Genomic DNA, 23,186 nt, shown 5'->3' with positions numbered 1-23,186 from the left:
CAGATTGTGCTAACTCCGACGGGAGCAAATCCGTGAAAGATTTATTAAAGTTTCTGAAAGCGCAGACTAAAACCGAAGAGTTTGATGCGATCAAAATTGCTCTGGCCTCGCCAGACATGATCCGTTCATGGTCTTTCGGTGAAGTTAAGAAGCCGGAAACCATCAACTACCGTACGTTCAAACCTGAGCGTGACGGCCTTTTCTGCGCCCGTATCTTTGGGCCGGTAAAAGACTACGAGTGCCTGTGCGGTAAGTACAAGCGCCTGAAACATCGTGGTGTGATCTGTGAGAAGTGCGGCGTTGAAGTGACCCAGACCAAAGTACGCCGTGAGCGTATGGGCCACATCGAGCTGGCGTCTCCGACCGCGCATATCTGGTTCCTGAAATCGCTGCCGTCCCGTATCGGTCTGCTGCTCGATATGCCGCTGCGCGATATCGAACGCGTACTGTACTTCGAATCTTATGTCGTTATCGAAGGCGGTATGACCAACCTGGAACGTCAACAGATCCTGACTGAAGAGCAGTATCTGGACGCGCTGGAAGAGTTCGGTGACGAATTCGACGCGAAGATGGGTGCGGAAGCTATCCAGGCCCTGCTGAAGAGCATGGATCTGGAGCAAGAGTGTGAAACTCTGCGCGAAGAGCTGAACGAAACCAACTCCGAAACCAAGCGTAAGAAGCTGACCAAGCGTATCAAACTGCTGGAAGCCTTCGTACAGTCTGGCAACAAGCCAGAGTGGATGATCCTGACCGTTCTGCCGGTTCTGCCGCCAGATCTGCGTCCGCTGGTTCCGCTTGATGGCGGTCGTTTCGCAACGTCAGATCTGAACGATCTGTATCGTCGTGTGATCAACCGTAACAACCGTCTGAAGCGTCTGTTGGATCTGGCTGCGCCGGACATCATCGTACGCAACGAAAAACGTATGCTGCAGGAAGCGGTTGACGCCCTGCTGGATAACGGTCGTCGCGGTCGTGCGATCACCGGTTCTAACAAGCGTCCTCTGAAATCTTTGGCCGATATGATCAAAGGTAAACAGGGTCGTTTCCGTCAGAACCTGCTCGGTAAGCGTGTTGACTACTCCGGTCGTTCTGTAATCACCGTAGGTCCATACCTGCGTCTGCATCAGTGCGGTCTGCCGAAGAAAATGGCACTGGAACTGTTCAAACCGTTCATCTACGGCAAGCTGGAACTGCGTGGCCTCGCCACCACCATCAAAGCCGCTAAGAAAATGGTTGAGCGTGAAGAAGCTGTCGTTTGGGATATCCTGGACGAAGTTATCCGCGAACACCCGGTACTGTTGAACCGTGCACCAACCCTGCACCGTCTGGGTATCCAGGCATTTGAGCCGGTACTGATCGAAGGTAAAGCTATCCAGCTGCACCCGCTGGTTTGTGCGGCATATAACGCCGACTTCGATGGTGACCAGATGGCTGTTCACGTACCGCTGACGCTGGAAGCCCAGCTCGAAGCGCGTGCGCTGATGATGTCTACCAACAACATCCTGTCCCCGGCGAACGGCGAACCTATCATCGTTCCGTCTCAGGACGTTGTATTGGGTCTGTACTACATGACCCGTGACTGTGTTAACGCCAAAGGCGAAGGCATGGTGCTGACTGGCCCGAAAGAAGCTGAGCGTATCTATCGCGCTGGCCTGGCCTCTCTGCATGCGCGCGTTAAAGTGCGTATCACTGAATATGAAAAAGATGAAAACGGCGAATTCGTTGCGCACACCAGTCTGAAAGACACGACCATTGGTCGCGCCATTCTGTGGATGATCGTACCGAAAGGTCTGCCTTTCTCCATCGTCAACCAGGCGCTGGGTAAGAAAGCCATTTCCAAAATGCTGAACACCTGTTACCGCATTCTGGGCCTGAAGCCGACCGTTATCTTCGCTGACCAGACAATGTACACCGGCTTTGCTTATGCAGCGCGTTCAGGTGCATCTGTTGGTATTGATGACATGGTCATCCCGGAGAAGAAACACGAGATCATCTCTGAAGCGGAAGCTGAAGTTGCTGAGATCCAGGAGCAGTTCCAGTCTGGTCTGGTAACCGCAGGCGAACGCTATAACAAAGTTATCGATATCTGGGCTGCGGCGAACGATCGTGTATCCAAAGCGATGATGGATAACCTGCAGACTGAAACCGTTATTAACCGTGACGGCGTAGAAGAGCAGCAGGTTTCCTTCAACAGCATTTACATGATGGCCGACTCCGGTGCGCGTGGTTCAGCAGCACAGATTCGTCAGCTGGCTGGTATGCGTGGTCTGATGGCGAAGCCAGATGGCTCCATCATCGAAACGCCAATCACCGCGAACTTCCGTGAAGGTCTGAACGTACTCCAGTACTTCATCTCTACTCACGGTGCGCGTAAAGGTCTGGCGGATACCGCACTGAAAACAGCGAACTCCGGTTATCTGACGCGTCGTCTGGTTGACGTTGCGCAGGACCTGGTTGTTACTGAGGACGATTGCGGCACGCTGGAAGGCATCACCATGACCCCGGTTATCGAGGGTGGTGACGTTAAAGAGCCGCTGCGCGATCGCGTTCTGGGTCGTGTGACTGCTGAAGACGTTCTGAAGCCGGGTACCGCGGATATTCTGGTTCCACGTAACACGCTGCTGCACGAACAGTGGTGTGATCTGCTGGAAGAGAACTCCGTTGACTCCGTGAAAGTCCGTTCCGTTGTATCCTGTGACACCGACTTTGGTGTATGTGCGCACTGCTATGGTCGTGACCTGGCGCGTGGCCACATCATCAACAAAGGTGAAGCAATCGGCGTTATCGCGGCACAGTCCATCGGTGAACCGGGTACACAGCTGACGATGCGTACGTTCCACATCGGTGGTGCGGCATCTCGTGCGGCTGCTGAATCCAGCATCCAGGTGAAAAACAAAGGTAGCATCCGTCTGAGCAATGCGAAGTCGGTTGTTAACTCCAGCGGTAAACTGGTTATCACCTCACGTAACACCGAACTGAAACTGATCGACGAATTCGGTCGTACCAAAGAAAGCTATAAAGTGCCTTACGGCTCCGTTATGGCGAAAGGTGATGGCGAACAGGTTGCTGGCGGCGAAACCGTAGCGAACTGGGATCCGCACACCATGCCGGTTATCACCGAAGTGAGTGGTTTCGTCCGCTTCACTGACATGATCGACGGCCAGACCATTACTCGTCAGACCGACGAGCTGACCGGTCTGTCTTCTCTGGTCGTTCTGGATTCTGCAGAGCGTACGTCGGGTGGTAAAGACCTGCGTCCGGCACTGAAAATTGTTGATGCTCAGGGCAACGACGTTCTGATCCCAGGCACCGATATGCCTGCTCAGTACTTCCTGCCAGGTAAAGCGATTGTTCAGCTGGAAGATGGCGTACAGATCAGCTCTGGTGACACCCTGGCCCGTGTTCCGCAGGAATCCGGCGGTACCAAGGACATCACCGGTGGTCTGCCGCGCGTTGCGGACCTGTTCGAAGCTCGTCGTCCGAAAGAGCCGGCAATCCTGGCTGAAATCAGCGGCATCATTTCCTTCGGTAAAGAAACCAAAGGGAAACGTCGCCTGGTTATCACCCCGGTAGACGGTAGCGAACCTTACGAAGAGATGATTCCGAAATGGCGTCAGCTCAACGTGTTCGAAGGTGAACGTGTAGAACGTGGTGACGTGGTTTCCGACGGTCCGGAAGCGCCGCACGACATCCTGCGTCTGCGTGGTGTGCATGCTGTAACTCGTTACATCGTTAACGAAGTTCAGGACGTATACCGCCTGCAGGGTGTTAAGATTAACGATAAACACATCGAAGTTATCGTTCGTCAGATGCTGCGTAAAGCCACCATCGAAAGCGCTGGTAGCTCCGACTTCCTGGAAGGCGAGCAGGTTGAATACTCCCGCGTCAAGATCGCTAACCGCGAGCTGGAAGCGAACGGCAAAGTGGGCGCAACCTTCTCCCGCGATCTGCTGGGTATCACCAAAGCGTCTCTGGCAACTGAGTCGTTCATCTCCGCGGCATCGTTCCAGGAGACCACTCGCGTGCTGACCGAAGCAGCCGTTGCGGGCAAACGCGACGAACTGCGCGGTCTGAAAGAGAACGTCATCGTGGGTCGTCTGATCCCGGCCGGTACCGGTTACGCGTACCACCAGGATCGTATGCGCCGTCGCGCAGCGGGCGAACTGCCAGCTGCTCCGCAGGTGACTGCTGAAGATGCGTCTGCCAGCCTGGCAGAACTGCTGAACGCAGGCCTGGGCGGTTCTGACAACGATTAATCGTTGCTGACCATAATAAAAAACCCGCTTCGGCGGGTTTTTTTATGTCTATGTTAGGCCTGATGGCGCTGCTCTTATACGGCCTGTGAGGTTACGAAGCCGCCATCCGGCAGTGTTATTAATTTACCGGCGGCAACCGCCGATAAAGCTCAATCATGTCGCCCGCCAAATCCTGAATCACCATCGCGTTCATCAGGTGATCCTGCGAATGGACTGTGATGAGATTAACCGGTAGCTTGCCGGTACCTTCGTCAATGCCGATTAGCTGGGTCTGGATTTTATGTGCCTGTTTGACGTACTCGCGTGATTCCACCATTGCTTGTTCTGCACCAGTAAAGTCACCTTTACGCGCCAGTTGTAGCGCTGTCAGGGCCTGACTGCGGGCGGCTCCGGCGTTGACCAATAATTCCATGATGATCGTTTCTAACTCTTCCATGTCATCACTCCAGTAGTTTCAGCGCTTTTTCCAGTACGGCATCACCTTTCATCATGCCGTAATCCATCATATCGATAACGGCGACTTTTTTGCCTAGCGGGTCGGCGAGCGCCTGCAGCTTGGCCTGCTCATATTTAACCTGTGGACCAAGCAACACGATATCTGCAGTGGCGATATTCTCTTCAAACTCAGCCACCGGGACAGCTTTGATCGTGACGTCGACACCTTTTTTCTGGGCGGCATCTTTCATCCTTTGTACCAGCATGCTGGTGGACATTCCGGCGGCACAGCATAAAACGATGTTTTTCATAAGCAGTCTCGCTCAACATGTGTGGGTTGATAATTATCGTGAGCCAGCTGTAGCAACAACTGCTTTGCAACGATTGTGTGCAAGGCATCACAAAGAAAACCACTTTTTCTGAAACCGGTTACAAAAAGAAGCAAAACTCAACGATCTGAACCGAGGTTGGCGGCACTTTGGCTCGCTTATCACATGCGGGAATATATAATTACTGGCAATAAAAACATGTTATAAAAAACAGTATTGACAGCGTTTTTTAAACCCGTATGTTAATGCTTAACAGCAGGGAAATAGTCGTTTGCTGTTAACGTAGTAAGTGTTAGTAAAGCTTTATTGAGGGTTGCGATAAAGGCCACGAAGTATTTTTTGTTTGGGGTAGTCGATGCTGAAAACGCTATTTTTTCACTTCGACAATGCTTTCAGGCCACGTAGTTGATTTATCTAATCGCAAAAAGTTAGTAAAACGCGACGATGTAACGCCATGATTTAATAGTAAGTGTTTGTGATTTCTGTTTTTATGGTTATCGCAAGGGAAATAAGGCAACGCATCAAAGAGTATATGTCGCGAGGGGAAGTGTACTTGTTTAGGTCACCAGCCTTGAGTTTTATTATCAAGCCGGTGGAATGTGTTTAACGGTAAATAGAGGAAAGTTTTAGTTAGTATCAAAATCCAATATTATCTGTAGTAAACCTGTACATTTTAAAGTAGTACCATCAGCAGTACTAAATCGTTAAGTTTATTAATGTTAAATCTGAAGTTTGTAGTAACTTAAAGCCCTGACTGCACTAGTCGGGGCTTTTGTTTAATGCGATCGCTCCGGGCTTACGGCATCTGCGTAGCGCGCCCCAGATAGCTGTCCCAGTCTTTCCACACGGGCTGTAATCCCCGCGCCATGAGTGCTTCAGCAACGGCTTCAGGGCGACGGTCGTCGTGCGGGGAAAACTGCTCCAGCTCTGGATGGTTATCGGCATAACCGCCAGGCTGGGTTTTTGAGAAGGCGCTGACGTTATTGATCGCCAGTGGGATCACATGGTCACGAAACCAGGGTGATTCGCGGGTGGAGAGCGACAGCTCAATTTCTGGCGTCAGTAAACGAAACGCGCAAATGCTCTGGAGCAACTGTCGCTCGTCCATGATCGATGCGGGTTCAACGCCCCCGGTGCATGGGCGCAGACGAGGAAAGGAGATGGAGTAGCGGCTCTGCCAGTAATGCTGCTGCATCCACAGCAGATGTTCGGCGACCATATAACAATCCACCCGCCAGCTGTCAGACAAACCAATCAACGCGCCAAGACCGATTTTATCGATTCCAGCGCGGCCCAGCCTGTCCGGTGTTTCCAGCCGCCAGAAGAAATCCTGCTTTTTCCCCTTTAAATGATGATGGGCATAAGTCGCTTCATGATAGCTCTCCTGATACACCATCACCCCGTCCAGCCCCAGCCTCTTCAGCTCGGCATACTCCTCGGTTGCCAGCGGCTGCACTTCCATCTGTAACGAGGCGAACTGACGGCGAATGGCCGGGAGATGGCGGCGAAAGTAGTCCATGCCCACTTTGCTCTGATGTTCACCGGTGACCAGCAGCAGGTGTTCAAAACCCAACTCGCGGATGGCGGCGCACTCGCGGGCGATTTCTGCCTCGTCCAGCGTCTTACGTTTGATGCGGTTGCTCATAGAAAAACCGCAGTAGGTACAGTCATTGGCGCAGAGGTTTGAGAGATAAAGCGGCACGTAAAAACTGACGGTGTTGCCGAAGCGCTGGCGAGTCAGCCTTTGCGCCCGTTGCGCCAGTGGTTCAAGGTAATCGGCGGCGGCGGGGGAGAGCAGTGCCATCAGGTTGTCACGACTTAGCTGTGGAGCGTTAAGCGCGCGTTCCACGTCAGCGGCGGTTTTACCGTTGATGCGCAGGCGAATGTCGTCCCACTCCAGTTGCCGCCAGCGGTCGGTGAAGGTTTTCATGCTAACGCCTCCAGAAAGCCGGTGAGCGGGCTGGTGGCGCTGGCCTGCGAACTTTTGCTTCCTGGCACAGCCTGCCGTGCCAGTAATCCGGCTTCCACCGCCAGACGAAAGGCGGTTGCCATCATCACCGGATCGTCCGCCACGGCAATCGCCGTGTTGACCAGCACCGCATCAGCGCCCATTTCCAGCGCCTGCGCCGCGTGGCTGGGCACGCCGATCCCGGCGTCGACCACCACCGGCACAGTGGCCTGCTGGATAATGATCTCCAGCATGGCTTTGGTTTCCAGCCCCTGGTTAGAGCCGATAGGCGCGCCGAGCGGCATCACCGCCGCGCAGCCGACCTCTTCCAGCCGCTTGCACAAAACCGGATCCGCGCCGCAGTAGGGCAGCACGACAAACCCCTGCTTCACCAGCGCCTCGGCGGCTTTTAGCGTTTCGATTGGATCCGGCAGCAGCCAACGGGCGTCCGGGTGGATTTCTAATTTCAGCCAGTGGGTGCCCAGCGCTTCACGCGCCAGTTGGGCGGCGAAGATCGCCTCTTCGGCGGTTTTCGCCCCGGAGGTATTGGGTAGCAGTGTGACGCCCGCTTCAATTAGCGGCGCCAGAATCGCATCGTTGTGCTGGCGCAGGTCCACGCGCTTCATCGCCAGCGTCACCAACTGGCTGCCGGAAGCGCGAATCGCCTCGACCATCAGCTGCGAAGAGGCAAACTTCCCGGTACCGGTGAACAGATGTGAATCAAACGTTTTGTCGGCAATACGTAACATCTCAACCCCCTGCAATAACCTGAAAAAGCAGGATCTGGTCGCCTTCCTGCACGATTTGCTGTTCCCACTGCTCGCGCGGCAGGATCTGCTGATTGAGCGCCAACGCTGCGCCCGGTTTGAGCTGGTTGAGCTGGATAAGCAGCCCGCTGACGGTTTGCCCTGCGGCGCACTGCATCGGCTCATCATTGAATTGAATTTGCATGCTGCCCTCCGCATACCGGACAGCCGCTGGCGCGACGCAGCGCGAGGCTGCGCCACTGGCTGGTTTTGCCGTCAAACAGACGTAGCTCCCCGCCCGGCGTCTCAATACCGCTAAGTAATTTAATCGCCTCCAGCGCCTGCAAGGTACCCATCACGCCAACCACCGGGCCGAGCACGCCAGCGGTGCGGCAGTTGCGTTCCGGCTCTACATCATCCGGCCACAGGCAGCGGTAACACCCTTGTTCCCACGGCGGCGTGAGCACCATCAACTGACCGCCAAAGCCGACAGCGCTGGCGGTGATGAGTGGGATATTGAGCGCTACGCATGCGGCGTTGATTTCCTGGCGCGTGGCCATGTTATCGGTACAGTCGAGCACTACATCGGCCCGCGCGACCGTATGCCGGAGCGCATCGCCTTTAAGTCGCTGCTGGAGTGATACCAATTCGATATCCGGGTTGAGCCGTGTCAGGCGCTGCCGGGCAACCTGAGATTTTGAACGTGCGATATCATCGGTGGTAAATAGAATCTGGCGCTGCAAATTGCTCAGATGAATGTCGTCGTCGTCTACCAGCGTCAGTTTGCCGATGCCAGCTCCCGCCAGATACAGCGCGGCAGGTGAACCTAACCCGCCTAAACCCACGATCAGCACATGACTCGCGAGCAGCTTTTGCTGGCCTTCAATGGCGATATCGCCGAGCAGGATTTGCCGGCTGTAGCGCATAAAATCGCGGTCATTCATCGCCAACTCCCGCAATATCCAGTAACTGCGCGGTAGCGGCGCGCCAGTCGGCGGCCTGAGTAATAGCGCTGACCACGGCAATACTGCCGACGCCAGTCGCCAGCACCGACGGGGCGCGTTCAAGGCTGATGCCGCCGATCGCGACGGTCGGGTAATCCGCCAGTCGTTCAATATGACTGGCCAACTGCGCCAGCCCCTGCGGGGCGGAAGGCATCTGCTTGGTTTGCGTCGGGAAGACGTGGCCGAGCGCGATATAAGAAGGCTTAGCGGCGAGTGCGACGTTAATCTCCATATCATCGTGAGTGGATACACCCAGGCGTAAGCCCGCCGCCTGAATGGCCTGCAGGTCGGTGGTTTCGAGGTCTTCCTGGCCCAGATGCACGCCGTAGGCGTTGTGCTTAATCGCCAGCCGCCAGTAGTCGTTAATAAACAGGCGGGCATCATAACGACGCCCCAGTGCGATGGCGGCGATAACGTCGGCTTCCACCTCTTCATCGCGTTTCTCTTTGATACGCAACTGAATGGTGCGCACGCCCGCCTCCAGCAGACGTTCAATCCATTCAACGCTGTCTACCACCGGGTAAAGCCCGAGGCGGAACGGTACGGTTGGGAAATCAGGCTGATACATCAGGCTTCCTCCCGTTTGAGATAAATTTCGCCGCCTTTGGCGCGGAAGTTTTCCGACATATCCGCCATCCCCACTTCAATGGTTTGCGCGGCGGCGTAATCACGCACTTCCTGGCTGATTTTCATCGAGCAGAATTTCGGCCCGCACATGGAACAGAAGTGGGCGACCTTGCCGGATTCTTGTGGCAGGGTTTCATCGTGATAAGCGCGGGCGGTGAACGGGTCGAGCGCGAGGTTAAACTGATCTTCCCAGCGGAATTCAAAGCGCGCTTTCGACATGGCGTTATCGCGGATCTGCGCGCCCGGATGTCCTTTGGCTAAATCCGCGGCGTGGGCGGCGATTTTGTAGGTGATCAGCCCCTGCTTCACATCTTCTTTGTTCGGCAGGCCGAGGTGCTCTTTCGGCGTCACGTAACACAGCATCGCACAGCCGAACCAGCCGATCATTGCGGCGCCTATGCCGGAGGTGAAGTGGTCATAGCCCGGCGCGATATCGGTCGTCAATGGCCCTAAGGTGTAGAACGGCGCTTCGTGGCAGCTCTCCAGCTCTTCGGTCATGTTGCGCTGAATCATATGCATCGGCACGTGGCCCGGGCCTTCAATCATCACCTGCACGTCGTATTCCCAGGCGATTTTGGTCAGCTCGCCCAGCGTATGCAGCTCGGAGAACTGCGCTTCGTCGTTGGCGTCCTGGATGGAGCCGGGACGCAGGCCGTCGCCCAGCGACAGGGAAACGTCGTAGGCGGCGCAGATTTCGCAAATCTCGCGGAAATGTTCGAACAGGAAGTTCTCTTTGTGATGGGAGAGACACCATTTCGCCATAATTGAACCGCCGCGCGAGACAATACCGGTCAGGCGTTTGGCGGTCATTGGCACGTAGCGCAGCAGTACGCCCGCATGAATGGTGAAGTAGTCGACGCCTTGTTCGGCCTGCTCCAGCAGCGTGTCGCGGAACGCTTCCCAGGTGAGATCTTCGGCGATCCCGTTGACCTTCTCCAGCGCCTGATAGATCGGCACGGTGCCGATCGGTACCGGGCTGTTACGCAGGATCCACTCGCGGGTTTCATGAATATAGCGGCCGGTGGAGAGGTCCATTACCGTGTCCGCGCCCCAGCGGGTCGACCAGACCAGTTTTTCCACCTCTTCTTCGATGGAGGAGGTGACCGCCGAGTTACCGATGTTGGCATTCACTTTGACCAGGAAGTTGCGGCCAATGATCATCGGCTCCGATTCCGGGTGGTTGATGTTGGCGGGGATAATCGCGCGGCCCGCAGCCACTTCATCACGCACGAATTCCGGGGTGATGTTTTCCGGCAGGCGTGCGCCGAAGCTCATCCCCGGATGCTGGTGGCGCAGCACTTCACTGCGAATGCGCTCGCGGCCCATATTTTCACGGATGGCGATGAACTCCATTTCGGGAGTGACGATCCCCTGGCGGGCGTAATGCAACTGGGTGACGCGCTTGCCTGCTTTGGCGCGTTTCGGCGTCAGCAGGCCGGTAAAACGCAGATCGTCCAGACCATCGTCGGCCAGACGTTCTTTGGTGTAAGCCGAGCTACGGTCGTCTAATTCTTCGCTATCATTGCGTGCGTCAATCCACGGCTGGCGCAGTTTCGCCAGACCCTGCTGGACGTTAATCGCCACCTCAGGATCGCCATACGGGCCGGAGGTGTCGTACACCGGTACGGCTTCGTTCGCCTCAAACTGCGGGTTATCTTTACTGCCGCCAATCAGCGTTGGGCTGAGCTGAATTTCGCGCATCGGGATGCGGATATCCGGCTGCGAACCGGTGATATAGATGCGTCTGGACTCAGGAAAGGCGGTACCTTCCAGAGTATCGATAAAGTGTTGGGCCTGGGCGCGCTGTTCGCGGCGTGATGGTTTAGTAGTGGCAGACATAGCTCATTCCAAAAAAGTAAGGACGTGGCTTGTCAGACGACGGATGAAGCAAGAGAGACGATCGCCCAAGGCGATACGGCTGTAGATTGACTCTTGTTCCCTTCGCAGGTTTTAACCTGATCAGGTTCCGCGGATCCCGAATTAACGGTCTCAGCCTTTTCCACGTCATCCTTCGCGCTGCCTCTTTGTTGGCTTCGCCCGCTCACTCCAGTCACTTACTTAGGTAAGCTCCTGGAGATTCACTGACTTGCCGCCTTGACGCATCACGAATGCTTTTGTGGAAAATAAGCACTCCGACAAGAAGTAACCTCTATCTTAGAGGTAATGAATGTAAACTACGCGTTAATGCGGAAAATCTCAAGCCGGGCGTTTGAATTCGCTAAGCGTTTTAAAGGCCAGCATGATGAGCTGATCTTCCAGCCGGAAACGAGCCTCCAGCGCTTCGCCAATATCGGAAAGCGCCTGCTGGAGCTGGTGAACGTTATCCTCATCGATGGCGTTTTCCAGCGTTGAGTCATAGTAATCCATTATCAGTTGGGTATTGGCATCCAGCTGCGGCCAGATTTTGCTGGCGTTTAAAAGCGGACTCTCACCTTCCATTTTATGGATAATGCGTTCATAAATACTGAAGTGACCGGCAGACAGATAGTCGACCAGACGCTGGCAAAAATTATCGAGCGCTTTCTCATTGAGGCGCATAAACGACTCTTTGCCCGGTTTCAGGCCAACCAGATCGTAGTAAGCCACGAGCAGGTGCTTACGAATATTCAGCCAACGGTCGACCAGTTTATGATGCCCATGGACACGCTCTTTCAGGTGTTCTAACTGGTTTAACATACGTTGACCCTCGTATCGATAAGTTTAAAATCTGCTCATGTCAATCTTGTAAAAATAATGTTAATAACATGCCTGTGAAGCAAAGGTAGCGCAAGAGATATGGATCGAATAATTGAAAAATGGGATCGCGGCTGGTGGATTGTGAGCCACGAACAAAAATTATGGTTGCCTGCTGGGGAATTACCCTATGGCGAGGCGATAAATTTCGATCTTGCGGGCCAGCGCGCACTTCAGATAGGTGAGTGGGAAGGCGATCCGGTCTGGTTGGTGCAGCAGCCGCGTCGCCACGACATGGGTTCGGTGCGCCAGGTTATCGACCAGGATGTAGGCCTGTTTCAGTTGGCGGGGCGCGGCGTACAGCTGGCCGAGTTCTACCGCTCGCATAAATTCTGCGGCTACTGCGGGCACACGATGCACCCGAGCAAAACCGAATGGGCGATGCTGTGTAGCCATTGCCGCGAACGCTATTATCCGCAAATCGCTCCCTGCATTATCGTCGCCATTCGCCGCGATGATTCGATCCTCCTTGCCCAGCATGTTCGCCATCGTAACGGTGTGCATACCGTGCTGGCCGGTTTTGTCGAAGTAGGCGAAACCCTGGAGCAGGCCGTGGCGCGCGAAGTCATGGAGGAAAGCGGGATCAAGGTGAAAAATCTGCGCTACGTGACCTCGCAGCCGTGGCCGTTCCCGCAATCGCTGATGACGGCGTTTATGGCAGAGTACGACAGCGGCGACATCGTCATTGACCCGAAAGAGCTACTCAATGCCAACTGGTATCGCTACGACGATTTACCACTCTTACCCCCGCCTGGCACCGTCGCGCGTCGTTTGATCGAAGATACGGTGGCAATGTGTCGGGCCGAGTACGAGTAAAGAACGAGTGGTGATACACTGTGGGACTGACGCAATAAGGAACTGCAAAAAATGACCGAACTGAAGAACGATCGTTATCTGCGTGCGCTGCTGCGCCAGCCCGTTGATGTCACCCCGGTATGGATGATGCGCCAGGCGGGCCGCTATCTACCGGAATATAAAGCCACGCGCGCCGAGGCGGGCGATTTTATGGCGCTGTGCAAAAACGCCGAGCTGGCCTGCGAAGTGACGCTGCAGCCGCTGCGTCGCTACAAGCTCGATGCGGCGATCCTCTTCTCGGATATTTTGACTATTCCGGATGCAATGGGGCTTGGGCTGTACTTTGAGGCCGGGGAAGGCCCGCGCTTCACCTCACCGATTACCAGCAAGGCCGACGTTGAAAAACTGCCGATTCCGGACCCGGAAGGCGAGCTGGGCTACGTGATGAACGCGGTGCGCACCATCCGCCGTGAGCTGAAGGGCGAGGTGCCGCTGATAGGTTTCTCCGGCAGCCCGTGGACGCTGGCGACCTACATGGTGGAAGGCGGCAGCAGTAAAGCCTTCACCGTGATTAAAAAGATGATGTATGCCGACCCTAAAGCGCTGCATCTGCTGCTCGATAAGCTGGCGCAGAGCGTCACGCTGTACCTGAACGCGCAGATTAAAGCGGGCGCGCAATCGGTAATGATTTTTGACACCTGGGGTGGCGTGCTGACCGGGCGCGACTATCAGCAGTTCTCGTTGTACTACATGCATAAAATCGTTGATGGTCTGCTGCGTGAAAACGAAGGCCGTCGCGTACCGGTGACGCTGTTTACCAAAGGCGGCGGTCAGTGGCTGGAAGCGATGGCGGAAACCGGCTGTGATGCGTTAGGTCTCGACTGGACGACAGATATCGCCGATGCGCGTCGTCGCGTTGGCCATAAAGTGGCGCTGCAGGGCAATATGGATCCATCCATGCTGTATGCGCCGCCGGCACGGATCGAAGACGAGGTAGCGACTATACTTGCAGGTTTCGGCCAGGGTGAAGGCCACGTCTTCAACCTCGGTCACGGCATCCATCAGGATGTACCGCCGGAACATGCAGGGGTGTTTGTGGAGGCGGTGCATCGGCTGTCCGAACAATACCACCGCTAAGGAGTCATTATGGATCTCGCGTCGCTACGCGCTCAGCAACTTGAACTGGCCTCTTCAGTGATCCGCGAGGATCGCCTCGACAAGGATCCTCCGGATCTGATCGGGGGAGCGGATGTCGGGTTTGAGCAGGGTGGCGAAGTGACGCGGGCCGCGATGGTTCTGCTGAAGTATCCCTCTCTGGAACTGGTTGAATACACGGTGGCGCGGGTCGCCACCACCATGCCGTATATTCCCGGCTTTCTCTCCTTTCGTGAAACCCCCGCGCTGATGGCCGCCTGGCAACAGCTGTCGCAAAAACCGGATCTGCTGTTCGTCGACGGGCATGGTATTTCCCACCCACGTCGCCTGGGGGTCGCCAGCCATTTTGGTCTGCTGGTAGATGTCCCGACCATTGGCGTGGCGAAAAAACGTCTGTGCGGCAAGTTTGAGCCGCTCTCTGCCGAACCCGGTGCGCTCGCGCCGCTGCTGGATAAAGGCGAACAGCTGGCATGGGTCTGGCGCAGCAAAGCGCGCTGTAATCCGTTGTTTATCTCTACGGGTCACCGCGTGGGTATGGACAACGCGCTGGCGTGGGTGCAGTGCTGTATGAACGGTTATCGTTTGCCGGAACCGACCCGCTGGGCGGATGCGGTGGCATCAGAACGTCCGTCTTTTACGCGGCTTGCAGCAAAAACGCCCCATATCGGGTAAACTGCGGCTAATTTCTGTATTTGAGAACTCATCATGTTACAAAACCCGATTCACCTGCGTCTGGAGAAGCTGGAAAGCTGGCAGCACGTCACGTTTATGGCCTGCCTCTGTGAGCGCATGTACCCAAACTACGCCATGTTCTGCAAGCAAACTGAATTTGGCGATGGGCAGATTTATCGCCGAATTTTAGATTTAATTTGGGAAACGCTGACGGTAAAAGACGCGAAAATCAATTTCGACAGCCAGTTGGAAAAGTTTGAAGAGGCCATTCCTTCTGCGGATGATTACGATCTGTACGGCGTTTATCCGGCGATTGATGCCTGCGTGGCATTAAGCGAACTGATGCATTCTCGTCTTAGCGGTGAAACGCTGGAGCATGCGATTGAGGTCAGCAAGGCATCGATTACGACGGTTGCGATGCTGGAAATGACCCAGGCTGGTCGCGAAATGACCGATGAAGAGCTGAAAGAGAACCCTGCCGTTGAGCAAGAATGGGATATTCAGTGGGAAATTTTCCGACTTTTAGCCGACTGTGAAGAACGCGATATTGAGCTGATAAAAGGGCTTCGTGCAGACCTGCGCGAGGCTGGTGAGAGCAATATTGGTATAAATTTTCAGCAATGACACCATAAAACGTGATTTAACGCCTGATTTGTCGTGCCTGAAGGCTTCCCATCCGCCCCCGGTCTGGTCTACATTTGGGGGGCGAAAAAAAGTGGCTATCGGTGCGTGTATGCAGGAGAGTGCTTTTCTGGCATTTCCGTCGCACTCGATGCTTAGCAAGCGATAAACACATTGTAAGGATAACTTATGAACAAGACTCAACTGATTGATGTAATTGCAGACAAAGCAGAACTGTCTAAAACACAGGCTAAAGCTGCTCTGGAATCCACTCTGGCTGCTATTACTGAGTCTCTGAAAGAAGGCGATGCTGTACAACTGGTTGGTTTCGGTACCTTCAAAGTGAACCACCGTGCTGAGCGCACTGGCCGCAACCCGCAGACCGGTAAAGAAATCAAAATCGCCGCAGCTAACGTACCGGCATTTGTTTCTGGTAAAGCACTGAAAGACGCGGTTAAGTAATTCGCGTGGCAGTGAACAGTTTTATCGAAGGGGCGGTTTCGCCCCTTTTGTCCATCTGGCGTCATTCGCTTTGGCTTTCAGGTGTTCTGTTACTGTCAGCCTGTGGTAGCCATTCTGAGCTTCCTCCCTTCACGGCCAGCGGCTATGTTGGCGATCAGGGGGCGGTACGCATCTGGCGTAAAGATTCCAGCGACGATGTTCACTTGCTCTCGGTATTTAGTCCGTGGCGTAAAGGCGATACCACCACCAGTGAATACCGCTGGCAGGGTGATTCGCTCTCTCTGATAGAACTCAACGTATACAGTAAACCGTCGGAACATGTTCGGATACGCTTCGATGACCGGGGCGAACTGAGTTTCATGCAGCGTGAAGTCGACGGGCAAAAACAACAGCTTTCCAGCGATCAAATCGCGCTTTACCGCTATCGCGCCGATCAAATCCGCCAGACCAGCGATGCGCTGCGTCAGGGACGGGTGATATTGCGTCAGGGACGCTGGCATGCGAATAACACGGTGACGACCTGTGAAGGTGAAACGCTAAAGCCCGATCTGGAATCGTGGGCGATAAACCATATTGAGCGCCGCCAGCGCCATGCATCCGTAGAGGTGAGCGTGGCATGGCTGGAAGCGCCCGAAGGATCGCAACTACTGCTGGTCGCCAATGAAGATTTTTGTCACTGGCAGCCGAAAGAGAAAACATTTTAACGCCGGATGGCGACGCACATGCGTCTTATCCATCCGTAGTCCGATTAGCGTAGCGCGATCAGGCATTAAGTCCTTTACCAGTGTCCCATTCCCATATGACCGCCACCGCGATAGTTACCGCCACCGCCGCATCCGCCGTAGCCCATTCCGGCACCACGTGGCACACCTGCCTGCGCCAGCGCGACATCACGCTTAACGCGCTGCTCATCCAGAGACTGATTCAGAGCCTCCATTTCTTTTGCCACGGCATTAATTTTTGCCGTGTCTGGCGAACTGGCTGTTAACAAGGCGTTGTACTCATAACGTTTGGAGACCAACTGTTGGCGTAACGCGCTGGTCTGGGAGTAGTAATCATCATAAATTTTCTGCGCGGTAGCCTGCTGCTCGGTGGTCATTGGTATGCCGCCCCGTTGCTGCATACCATCCCCATATCCCCAATGATGTTGCGCCAGCGCGGGGGTGGAGCCCAGAGCGATAAGAGAGAGTGCAATCAGCGCCAGTTTGTTGTTCCGTTTCATTGTTCGTTCTCCTGTTGGTTAGCTTATATTCCCTTTTGCATCTTCTGTGCCAAAGCGGCAATCCAGGCTTTGCGGAGGTTGTTCTCGCCGTCTCGGTAGGAAAGCGAGTAAAAATGACTCGCCAGAATTCGCCTGTGGGTCATTTTTACCCGCTACTTTGTGTCTGAGGGCAGGGTTCTCAGGAAGAAAAAATGGCATGATTTCTGCTGTATACCGGCAACGAAGAAAGGAAACGGTGGGTAAAGGGAGAACGTATGCGTCTTTATAAGGACACGGTGGCAAAGTGGTTGAGCAGACTCTTGCTGGCGGCAATCCTGATGTTGGTCGGCTGGTTTTCGATTATGACCATACGGGACTATGGTCGGGAAAGTGATGCCGCCAGACAAACGCTCCTGGAAAAAGGCAGTGTGTTGATTCGCGCCCTGGAGTCCGGCACCCGTGTGGGCATGGGGATGCGCATGCATCATGCCCAGCAGCAGACGCTGCTGGAGGAAATGGCCGTACAACCGGGTGTATTATGGTTTGCCGTCGTCGATGAGCATGGCGTCATTATTACTCACAGCAATTCGGCGATGGTGGGTAAATCACTTTATTCGCCCGATGTCCTGCAGCAGCTACACCCCGGGGAACAAGAACGCTGGCGGAAAATTGAGATTCCAATGGGTGAGGGGGAAACAACGCCGGCTCTGGAAATTTATCGCCAGTTCCAGCCGATGTATGGGCCCGGACGCCATGGCATGGCGCGTTGCGCCAGCAATGACGGGCAGCTTATCACCCCAACGCAGACCATTTTTATCGCTTTCGATGCCAGCGACCTGGCCGCGACTCAGGCCAGAGAGTGGCGAAATACGCTGATTGTTTTGTCTGCGCTGGCGGCAGTGCTGCTGGCAACCGTGCTGACGTACTTCTGGTATCAGCGCTATCAGCGCTCGTATAAAGAACTACAGGATGCGATGAAGCGCAAAGAAAAACTGATGGCGCTCGGGCATCTGGCGGCAGGCGTTGCACATGAGATTCGTAACCCACTTTCATCCATCAAAGGTTTAGCAAAATATTTTGCCGAACGAACACCGGCAGGCGGTGAGTCTCACGAGCTGGCGCAGGTGATGGCGAAAGAGGCGGACCGTTTAAATCGGGTGGTGAGCGAACTGCTGGAACTGGTGAAACCCGCGCATCTGACGCTACAACACGTGGATCTCAACCAGGTCATCACTCATTCACTCCACCTGGTGAGTCAGGATGCGGCAAGCCGGGACATCCAGCTACGATTTGCGGCCAATGCCACGCTGCCTGCCATTGAGGCCGATCCCGATCGGCTCACCCAGGTTCTGCTGAATCTTTATCTGAACGCCATTCATGCAATAGTCCGTCAGGGCACGATTACGGTTGAAGCGAGTGTAAGCAGCGGCGATCGCGTTAAAATCGTGGTGACCGATAGCGGGAAGGGGATTGCGCCGGAACAGCTGGAGGCCATTTTTACGCCTTACTACACGACCAAAGCTGATGGTACTGGTCTGGGACTGGCGGTAGTGCAGAACATTATCGAACAGCACGGCGGCACTATCCAGGTGGCAAGTATTGAGGGCAAAGGTACGGTCTTTACTCTCTGGCTCCCGACGAAAGCGAAACGACAGGATTAACAAGGATGACGCGCGGAAAAATCGATATTCTGGTAGTGGATGACGATATCAGCCACTGCACTATTTTACAGGCGCTGCTGCGTGGCTGGGGTTATGACGTCGCACTGGCTTATAGCGGGCGAGCGGCGCTGGAACAGGTGCGTGAACGCGTATTTGATCTGGTGCTGTGTGATGTTCGCATGGCGGAGATGGACGGTATCGCAACGCTAAAAGAGATTAAAGCCCTGAATCCAGCCATTCCGGTACTGATTATGACGGCTTTCTCCAGCGTGGAGACCGCCGTAGAGGCGCTGAAAACCGGGGCGCTGGACTACTTAATCAAACCGCTGGATTTTGACCGTTTGCAGGAAACACTGGAAAAAGCGCTGGCGCATACGCGGGATACGAGCGCTGAAGTGTTGTCAGCGTCGGCTGCGCAGTTTGGCATGATTGGCAGAAGTCCGGCGATGCAGCAGTTGCTCAATGAAATTGCGATGGTAGCGCCCTCGGACGCCACGGTGCTTATCCACGGAGATTCCGGGACAGGGAAAGAGCTGGTTGCCCGCGCGCTACACGCCAGCAGCGCGCGCAGTGATAAGCCGCTGGTGACGCTGAACTGCGCGGCGCTGAATGAGTCGCTGCTGGAGTCCGAACTTTTTGGCCACGAGAAAGGGGCGTTTACCGGGGCGGATAAACGGCGGGAAGGGCGCTTTGTGGAAGCGGACGGCGGCACGTTATTTCTTGATGAAATTGGCGATATCTCACCGCTGATGCAGGTGCGTCTGCTGCGGGCTATCCAGGAGCGAGAGGTGCAACGGGTTGGCAGTAACCAGACAATTGATGTTGATGTCCGGCTGATCGCCGCCACGCACCGCAATCTGGCCGAGGAGGTCAGTGCCGGACGTTTTCGCCAGGATCTCTACTACCGTCTGAACGTGGTCACCATAGAAATGCCCGCATTATGTCAACGTCGGGAAGATATCCCGCTGCTGGCCGAACATTTTCTCCAGCGTTTTGCCGCGCGTAACCGCAAAGCGGTGAAAGGCTTTACGCCGCAGGCGATGGATCTGCTTATCCATTACGACTGGCCGGGGAATATCCGCGAGCTGGAGAACGCGGTGGAGCGGGCGGTGGTGCTGCTGACGGGCGAGTATATTACCGAGCGCGAGCTGCCGCTGGCTATTGCCGCGACGCTAATAAAAACGGAATACAGTGGCGAGATCCAGCCGCTGGTGGAAGTGGAGAAAGAGGTCATTCTGGCGGCGCTGGAAAAAACGGGCGGCAACAAAACGGAAGCCGCCCGTCAGTTAGGCATTACGCGTAAAACGCTGCTGGCGAAAATTTCGCGTTAGCGCTGTTCGCGTTCGATGGCGCGCCAGCCGATGTCGTTACGGCTGAAGCTACCGTCCCAGCGGATGTCGGTCATCAGGGCGTAAGCGCGTTTCTGCGCTTCGGCGACGGTGTGGCCCAGCGCGGTGGCGCACAGTACACGGCCGCCGCTGGTCAACACGCGGTCGTCATCGCCGAGTTTGGTGCCCGCGTGGAAAACCTTACCGTCAGCCACTTCTTCCAGCGGCAGACCGTGGATCTCGTCGCCGGTGCTGTAGCTGCCCGGATAACCGCCCGCGGCGATCACCACGCCTAATGAAGCGCGTTCGTCCCACTCGGAGGTTTTCTCATCCAGCTTGCCGTCGCAGGCGGCCAGGCACAGATCCACCAGATCCGACTTCATGCGCAGCATGATCGGCTGGGTTTCCGGATCGCCAAAGCGACAGTTGAATTCGATTACCTTCGGGTTGCCCTGCTTGTCGATCATCAGGCCCGCATACAGGAAGCCGGTGTAGGTATTCCCTTCCGCCGCCATGCCTTTCACGGTTGGCCAGATGATGCGTTCCATGGTGCGCTGGTGCACTTCATCAGTGACTACCGGCGCCGGGGAGTAAGCCCCCATCCCGCCGGTGTTCGGGCCGGTATCGCCGTTGCCCACGCGTTTGTGGTCCTGGCTGGTGGCCATCGGCAGCACGTGTTCGCCGTCGACCATCACGATAAAGCTCGCTTCTTCACCGTCTAGGAACTCTTCAATCACGATGCGGTGGCCTGCATCGCCAAAGGCGTTACCCGCCAGCATGTCCTGCACGGCGGCTTCCGCTTCTTCAAGCGTCATCGCGACGATAACGCCTTTACCGGCGGCCAGACCGTCGGCTTTGATGACGATCGGTGCGCCTTTCTCGCGCAGGTAAGCCAGCGCTGGCTCAACCTCGGTAAAGTTCTGATACTCCGCCGTCGGAATCTGATGACGGGCGAGGAAATCTTTGGTGAAGGCTTTGGAGCCTTCCAACTGTGCGGCGCCTTCGGTTGGGCCAAAGATCTTCAGACCTGCGGCGCGAAACGCATCGACCACGCCAATCACCAGCGGCGCTTCCGGGCCAACGATGGTCAGGTCAATCTTCTCGTTCTGGGCAAAGCTCAGTAGCGCCGGGATATCGGTTACGCCGATAGCCACGTTTTGCAGCGCGGGTTCCAGCGCGGTGCCCGCGTTGCCCGGTGCGACAAAAACGGTATCAACCAGCGGCGACTGCGCCGCTTTCCACGCCAGCGCGTGCTCGCGCCCGCCGTTGCCAATCACTAATACTTTCATCGTCTGCTCCGTGGATTAATGGCGGAAGTGGCGCATGTCGGTAAAGATCATCGCGATACCGTGTTCATCGGCAGCGGCAATGACTTCATCATCACGGATAGAACCGCCAGGCTGGATCACACAGCTCACGCCCACGGCGGCAGCGGCATCAATACCGTCACGGAACGGGAAGAAGGCGTCGGAGGCCATCGCGGAGCCTTTCACTTCCAGACCTTCGTCAGCCGCTTTAATCCCGGCGATTTTCGCGGAGTAGACACGGCTCATCTGGCCTGCGCCTATGCCGATGGTCATGTTCTCTTTGGCATACACAATAGCGTTGGACTTCACAAACTTGGCTACCTTCCAGCAGAACAGCGCGTCACGCAGCTCTTGCTCGGTCGGCTGGCGTTTAGACACCACGCGCAGTTCGCCTTCGCCTACCATACCCAGGTCGCGGTCCTGAACCAGCAGGCCGCCGTTAACGCGTTTGAAGTCCAGACCCGGCACACGCTGTGCCCACTGGCCGCAGGTCAGGACGCGAACGTTCTGTTTAGCGGCAGTGATCTTCAGCGCTTCTTCGGTCGCGGACGGGGCGATGATCACTTCCACGAACTGGCGGGAGATAATCGCCTGCGCGGTTTCGGCATCCAGCTCGCGGTTGAAGGCGATAATGCCGCCGAATGCGGAAGTTGGGTCGGTTTTATACGCACGGTCATAAGCATCGAGAATTGAGGTGCTTACCGCCACGCCGCACGGGTTGGCGTGCTTGACGATCACGCAGGCCGGCTCGTTGAACTCTTTCACGCACTCCAGCGCTGCGTCGGTATCAGCGATGTTGTTATAAGAGAGGGCTTTGCCCTGCACCTGTTGTGCAGTGGCAACGGATGCTTCTTTCACATTCTCTTCTATATAGAAGGCAGCCTGCTGGTGGCTGTTCTCGCCGTAGCGCATATCCTGCTTCTTAATGAAGTTCAGGTTCAGCGTACGCGGGAAGCGACCGGCGGCTTCTTTGCTTTCACCGTGGTAGGCCGGAACCATGCTGCCGAAGTAGTTGGCAATCATGCTGTCGTAGGCGGCGGTGTGTTCGAAAGCTTTAATCGCGAGATCGAAACGGGTGTCGAGAGTCAGAGAGCCTTCATTAGCATCCATCTCTTTAATAATGGCGTCGTAGTCACTGCTCTTCACCACGATGGCGACGTCTTTATGGTTCTTCGCGGCGGAGCGCACCATGGTCGGGCCGCCGATATCAATGTTCTCTACCGCATCTTCCAGCGAGCAGCCTTCACGGGCTACGGTTTCGGCGAAGGGGTACAGGTTAACGACCACCATATCGATAGGGGCGATGTGATGCTGTTCCATGATCGCATCGTCCTGGCCGCGACGGCCGAGGATGCCGCCGTGTACTTTGGGATGCAGGGTCTTCACGCGTCCATCCATCATTTCCGGGAAACCGGTGTAATCGGAAACTTCGGTCACTGCCAGGCCTTTTTCTGCTAACAGGCGGGCGGTGCCCCCCGTAGACAGCAGCTCCACACCGCGTGCGGAAAGTGCCTGAGCGAATTCGATGATACCGGCCTTGTCAGAAACACTGAGCAGAGCGCGGCGGACTGGACGACGTTGTTGCATGGTAAATCCCCTGGATTTGACTATTACAGAGAGCGTTAGGTGAATTCTTGGCTAAAAACTCAGCTAACGCCCCTCACGGGGCATCCTTGTTGTGCGGTGGCATTGTAACGAAAACGTTTGCGCAACGCTCGCGAATTTTTCTCTTTCCTTTAATTCGACTATTTCAGTTGTATAGATGAGGGATGAATCGAAGTGATGATCGCAATAGAATCTTATTTTTGTGGATAACTCTGTGCGTAAATGGGTATAAGGCGGGGTTTTGCTGTGGAATGCAGCAGTCAGTCATTTTTCTGTCATTTAGGGGTTGCGGGCTGAAGGA

General features: G+C 55.4%; 21 protein-coding genes and 1 riboswitch. Of the genes, 9 read left to right on the top strand and 12 right to left on the bottom strand.

Going from position 1 to position 23,186, the window contains the following annotated elements; translation table 11 throughout:
• The first annotated feature begins 32 nt into the window (after nucleotides 1–32).
• The gene (gene rpoC / locus KQJ18_RS08740) at nucleotides 33–4,256 is read left to right on the top strand and encodes a DNA-directed RNA polymerase subunit beta' (protein ID WP_038636118.1); all 4,224 of its coding nucleotides are present in this window, start codon (nucleotides 33–35) and stop codon (nucleotides 4,254–4,256) included.
• 118 nt (nucleotides 4,257–4,374) lie between these two features.
• Here rpoC and KQJ18_RS08735 read toward each other — a convergent pair whose 3' ends face one another.
• The 9 genes from KQJ18_RS08735 to KQJ18_RS08695 form a co-directional block, all read right to left on the bottom strand.
• Nucleotides 4,375–4,692, bottom strand: coding sequence for a PTS lactose/cellobiose transporter subunit IIA (locus tag KQJ18_RS08735; protein WP_038636121.1), 318 nt, complete (start codon nucleotides 4,690–4,692; stop codon nucleotides 4,375–4,377).
• Between the two features lie 4 nt (nucleotides 4,693–4,696).
• Nucleotides 4,697–5,002 carry a PTS sugar transporter subunit IIB gene (locus KQJ18_RS08730; protein WP_038636123.1) on the bottom strand — a complete coding sequence of 102 codons (306 nt, stop codon included), beginning with the start codon at nucleotides 5,000–5,002 and terminating at the stop codon, nucleotides 4,697–4,699.
• Between the two features lie 814 nt (nucleotides 5,003–5,816).
• Nucleotides 5,817–6,950 (bottom strand): 2-iminoacetate synthase ThiH, encoded by a 1,134-nt coding sequence (gene thiH, locus KQJ18_RS08725; RefSeq protein WP_204525547.1) that lies wholly within the window; start codon nucleotides 6,948–6,950, stop codon nucleotides 5,817–5,819.
• Nucleotides 6,947–7,717 carry a thiazole synthase gene (gene thiG, locus KQJ18_RS08720; RefSeq protein ID WP_045344040.1) on the bottom strand — a complete coding sequence of 257 codons (771 nt, stop codon included), beginning with the start codon at nucleotides 7,715–7,717 and terminating at the stop codon, nucleotides 6,947–6,949. Before thiG ends, thiH begins: the two co-directional genes overlap by 4 nt.
• 1 nt (nucleotide 7,718) lies before the next feature.
• Nucleotides 7,719–7,919 carry a sulfur carrier protein ThiS gene (gene thiS / locus KQJ18_RS08715; protein WP_001166833.1) on the bottom strand — a complete coding sequence of 67 codons (201 nt, stop codon included), beginning with the start codon at nucleotides 7,917–7,919 and terminating at the stop codon, nucleotides 7,719–7,721.
• A complete protein-coding gene (locus KQJ18_RS08710) occupies nucleotides 7,900–8,658 on the bottom strand; it encodes a HesA/MoeB/ThiF family protein (RefSeq protein WP_064546548.1) in 759 nt (252 codons plus the stop codon). Before KQJ18_RS08710 ends, thiS begins: the two co-directional genes overlap by 20 nt.
• Nucleotides 8,651–9,286 carry a thiamine phosphate synthase gene (gene thiE, locus KQJ18_RS08705; protein ID WP_085049791.1) on the bottom strand — a complete coding sequence of 212 codons (636 nt, stop codon included), beginning with the start codon at nucleotides 9,284–9,286 and terminating at the stop codon, nucleotides 8,651–8,653. Before thiE ends, KQJ18_RS08710 begins: the two co-directional genes overlap by 8 nt.
• Nucleotides 9,286–11,184, bottom strand: a complete 1,899-nt coding sequence (gene thiC / locus KQJ18_RS08700; protein ID WP_038636137.1) for a phosphomethylpyrimidine synthase ThiC — start codon at nucleotides 11,182–11,184, stop codon at nucleotides 9,286–9,288. The genes thiE and thiC overlap by 1 nt, the downstream gene beginning before the upstream one ends.
• Nucleotides 11,185–11,264: 80 nt before the next feature.
• Nucleotides 11,265–11,490, bottom strand: a riboswitch (TPP riboswitch).
• Between the two features lie 51 nt (nucleotides 11,491–11,541).
• A complete protein-coding gene (locus KQJ18_RS08695; protein ID WP_032940921.1) occupies nucleotides 11,542–12,021 on the bottom strand; it encodes an Rsd/AlgQ family anti-sigma factor in 480 nt (159 codons plus the stop codon).
• 99 nt (nucleotides 12,022–12,120) lie between these two features.
• On the opposite strand from KQJ18_RS08695, the gene nudC reads away from it, so the two are divergent.
• The 6 genes from nudC (at nucleotide 12,121) to KQJ18_RS08665 (ending at nucleotide 16,487) form a co-directional block, all read left to right on the top strand.
• Entirely contained in the window at nucleotides 12,121–12,894 is a 774-nt protein-coding gene (gene nudC, locus KQJ18_RS08690) for an NAD(+) diphosphatase (protein ID WP_038636141.1), read from the top strand.
• Between the two features lie 51 nt (nucleotides 12,895–12,945).
• Nucleotides 12,946–14,010 carry a uroporphyrinogen decarboxylase gene (gene hemE, locus KQJ18_RS08685; RefSeq protein WP_042314226.1) on the top strand — a complete coding sequence of 355 codons (1,065 nt, stop codon included), beginning with the start codon at nucleotides 12,946–12,948 and terminating at the stop codon, nucleotides 14,008–14,010.
• A gap of 9 nt (nucleotides 14,011–14,019) precedes the next feature.
• Nucleotides 14,020–14,700, top strand: a complete 681-nt coding sequence (gene nfi, locus KQJ18_RS08680; protein WP_087856987.1) for a deoxyribonuclease V — start codon at nucleotides 14,020–14,022, stop codon at nucleotides 14,698–14,700.
• 33 nt (nucleotides 14,701–14,733) lie between these two features.
• A complete protein-coding gene (locus KQJ18_RS08675) occupies nucleotides 14,734–15,324 on the top strand; it encodes a YjaG family protein (RefSeq protein WP_042314221.1) in 591 nt (196 codons plus the stop codon).
• Nucleotides 15,325–15,510: 186 nt separating this feature from the next.
• Nucleotides 15,511–15,783 (top strand): nucleoid-associated protein HU-alpha, encoded by a 273-nt coding sequence (gene hupA / locus KQJ18_RS08670; RefSeq protein WP_001044509.1) that lies wholly within the window; start codon nucleotides 15,511–15,513, stop codon nucleotides 15,781–15,783.
• 11 nt (nucleotides 15,784–15,794) lie between these two features.
• Nucleotides 15,795–16,487, top strand: coding sequence for a DUF1481 domain-containing protein (locus KQJ18_RS08665; protein WP_204525714.1), 693 nt, complete (start codon nucleotides 15,795–15,797; stop codon nucleotides 16,485–16,487).
• 74 nt (nucleotides 16,488–16,561) lie between these two features.
• On the opposite strand, the gene zraP is transcribed toward KQJ18_RS08665, so the two are convergent.
• Nucleotides 16,562–17,005 carry a zinc resistance sensor/chaperone ZraP gene (zraP, locus tag KQJ18_RS08660; protein WP_085049790.1) on the bottom strand — a complete coding sequence of 148 codons (444 nt, stop codon included), beginning with the start codon at nucleotides 17,003–17,005 and terminating at the stop codon, nucleotides 16,562–16,564.
• Between the two features lie 254 nt (nucleotides 17,006–17,259).
• On the opposite strand from zraP, the gene zraS reads away from it, so the two are divergent.
• The gene (gene zraS / locus KQJ18_RS08655; RefSeq protein WP_204525548.1) at nucleotides 17,260–18,645 is read left to right on the top strand and encodes a two-component system sensor histidine kinase ZraS; all 1,386 of its coding nucleotides are present in this window, start codon (nucleotides 17,260–17,262) and stop codon (nucleotides 18,643–18,645) included.
• A gap of 5 nt (nucleotides 18,646–18,650) precedes the next feature.
• Nucleotides 18,651–19,976, top strand: coding sequence for a sigma-54-dependent response regulator transcription factor ZraR (zraR, locus tag KQJ18_RS08650; protein ID WP_204525549.1), 1,326 nt, complete (start codon nucleotides 18,651–18,653; stop codon nucleotides 19,974–19,976).
• Here zraR and purD read toward each other — a convergent pair.
• Entirely contained in the window at nucleotides 19,973–21,262 is a 1,290-nt protein-coding gene (purD, locus tag KQJ18_RS08645) for a phosphoribosylamine--glycine ligase (protein WP_204525550.1), read from the bottom strand. The two genes, zraR and purD, sit on opposite strands and share 4 nt — an antisense overlap.
• Nucleotides 21,263–21,277: 15 nt before the next feature.
• On the bottom strand, nucleotides 21,278–22,867 hold the full coding sequence (gene purH, locus KQJ18_RS08640) for a bifunctional phosphoribosylaminoimidazolecarboxamide formyltransferase/IMP cyclohydrolase (protein WP_216421833.1): 1,590 nt from the start codon (nucleotides 22,865–22,867) through the stop codon (nucleotides 21,278–21,280).
• Nucleotides 22,868–23,186 lie beyond the last annotated feature (319 nt).

The organism is Citrobacter sp. S55_ASV_140, assembly GCF_018919505.1.
Classification (GTDB): domain Bacteria; phylum Pseudomonadota; class Gammaproteobacteria; order Enterobacterales; family Enterobacteriaceae; genus Citrobacter; species Citrobacter werkmanii.
This window is presented reverse-complemented; position numbering and strand designations above follow the sequence as displayed.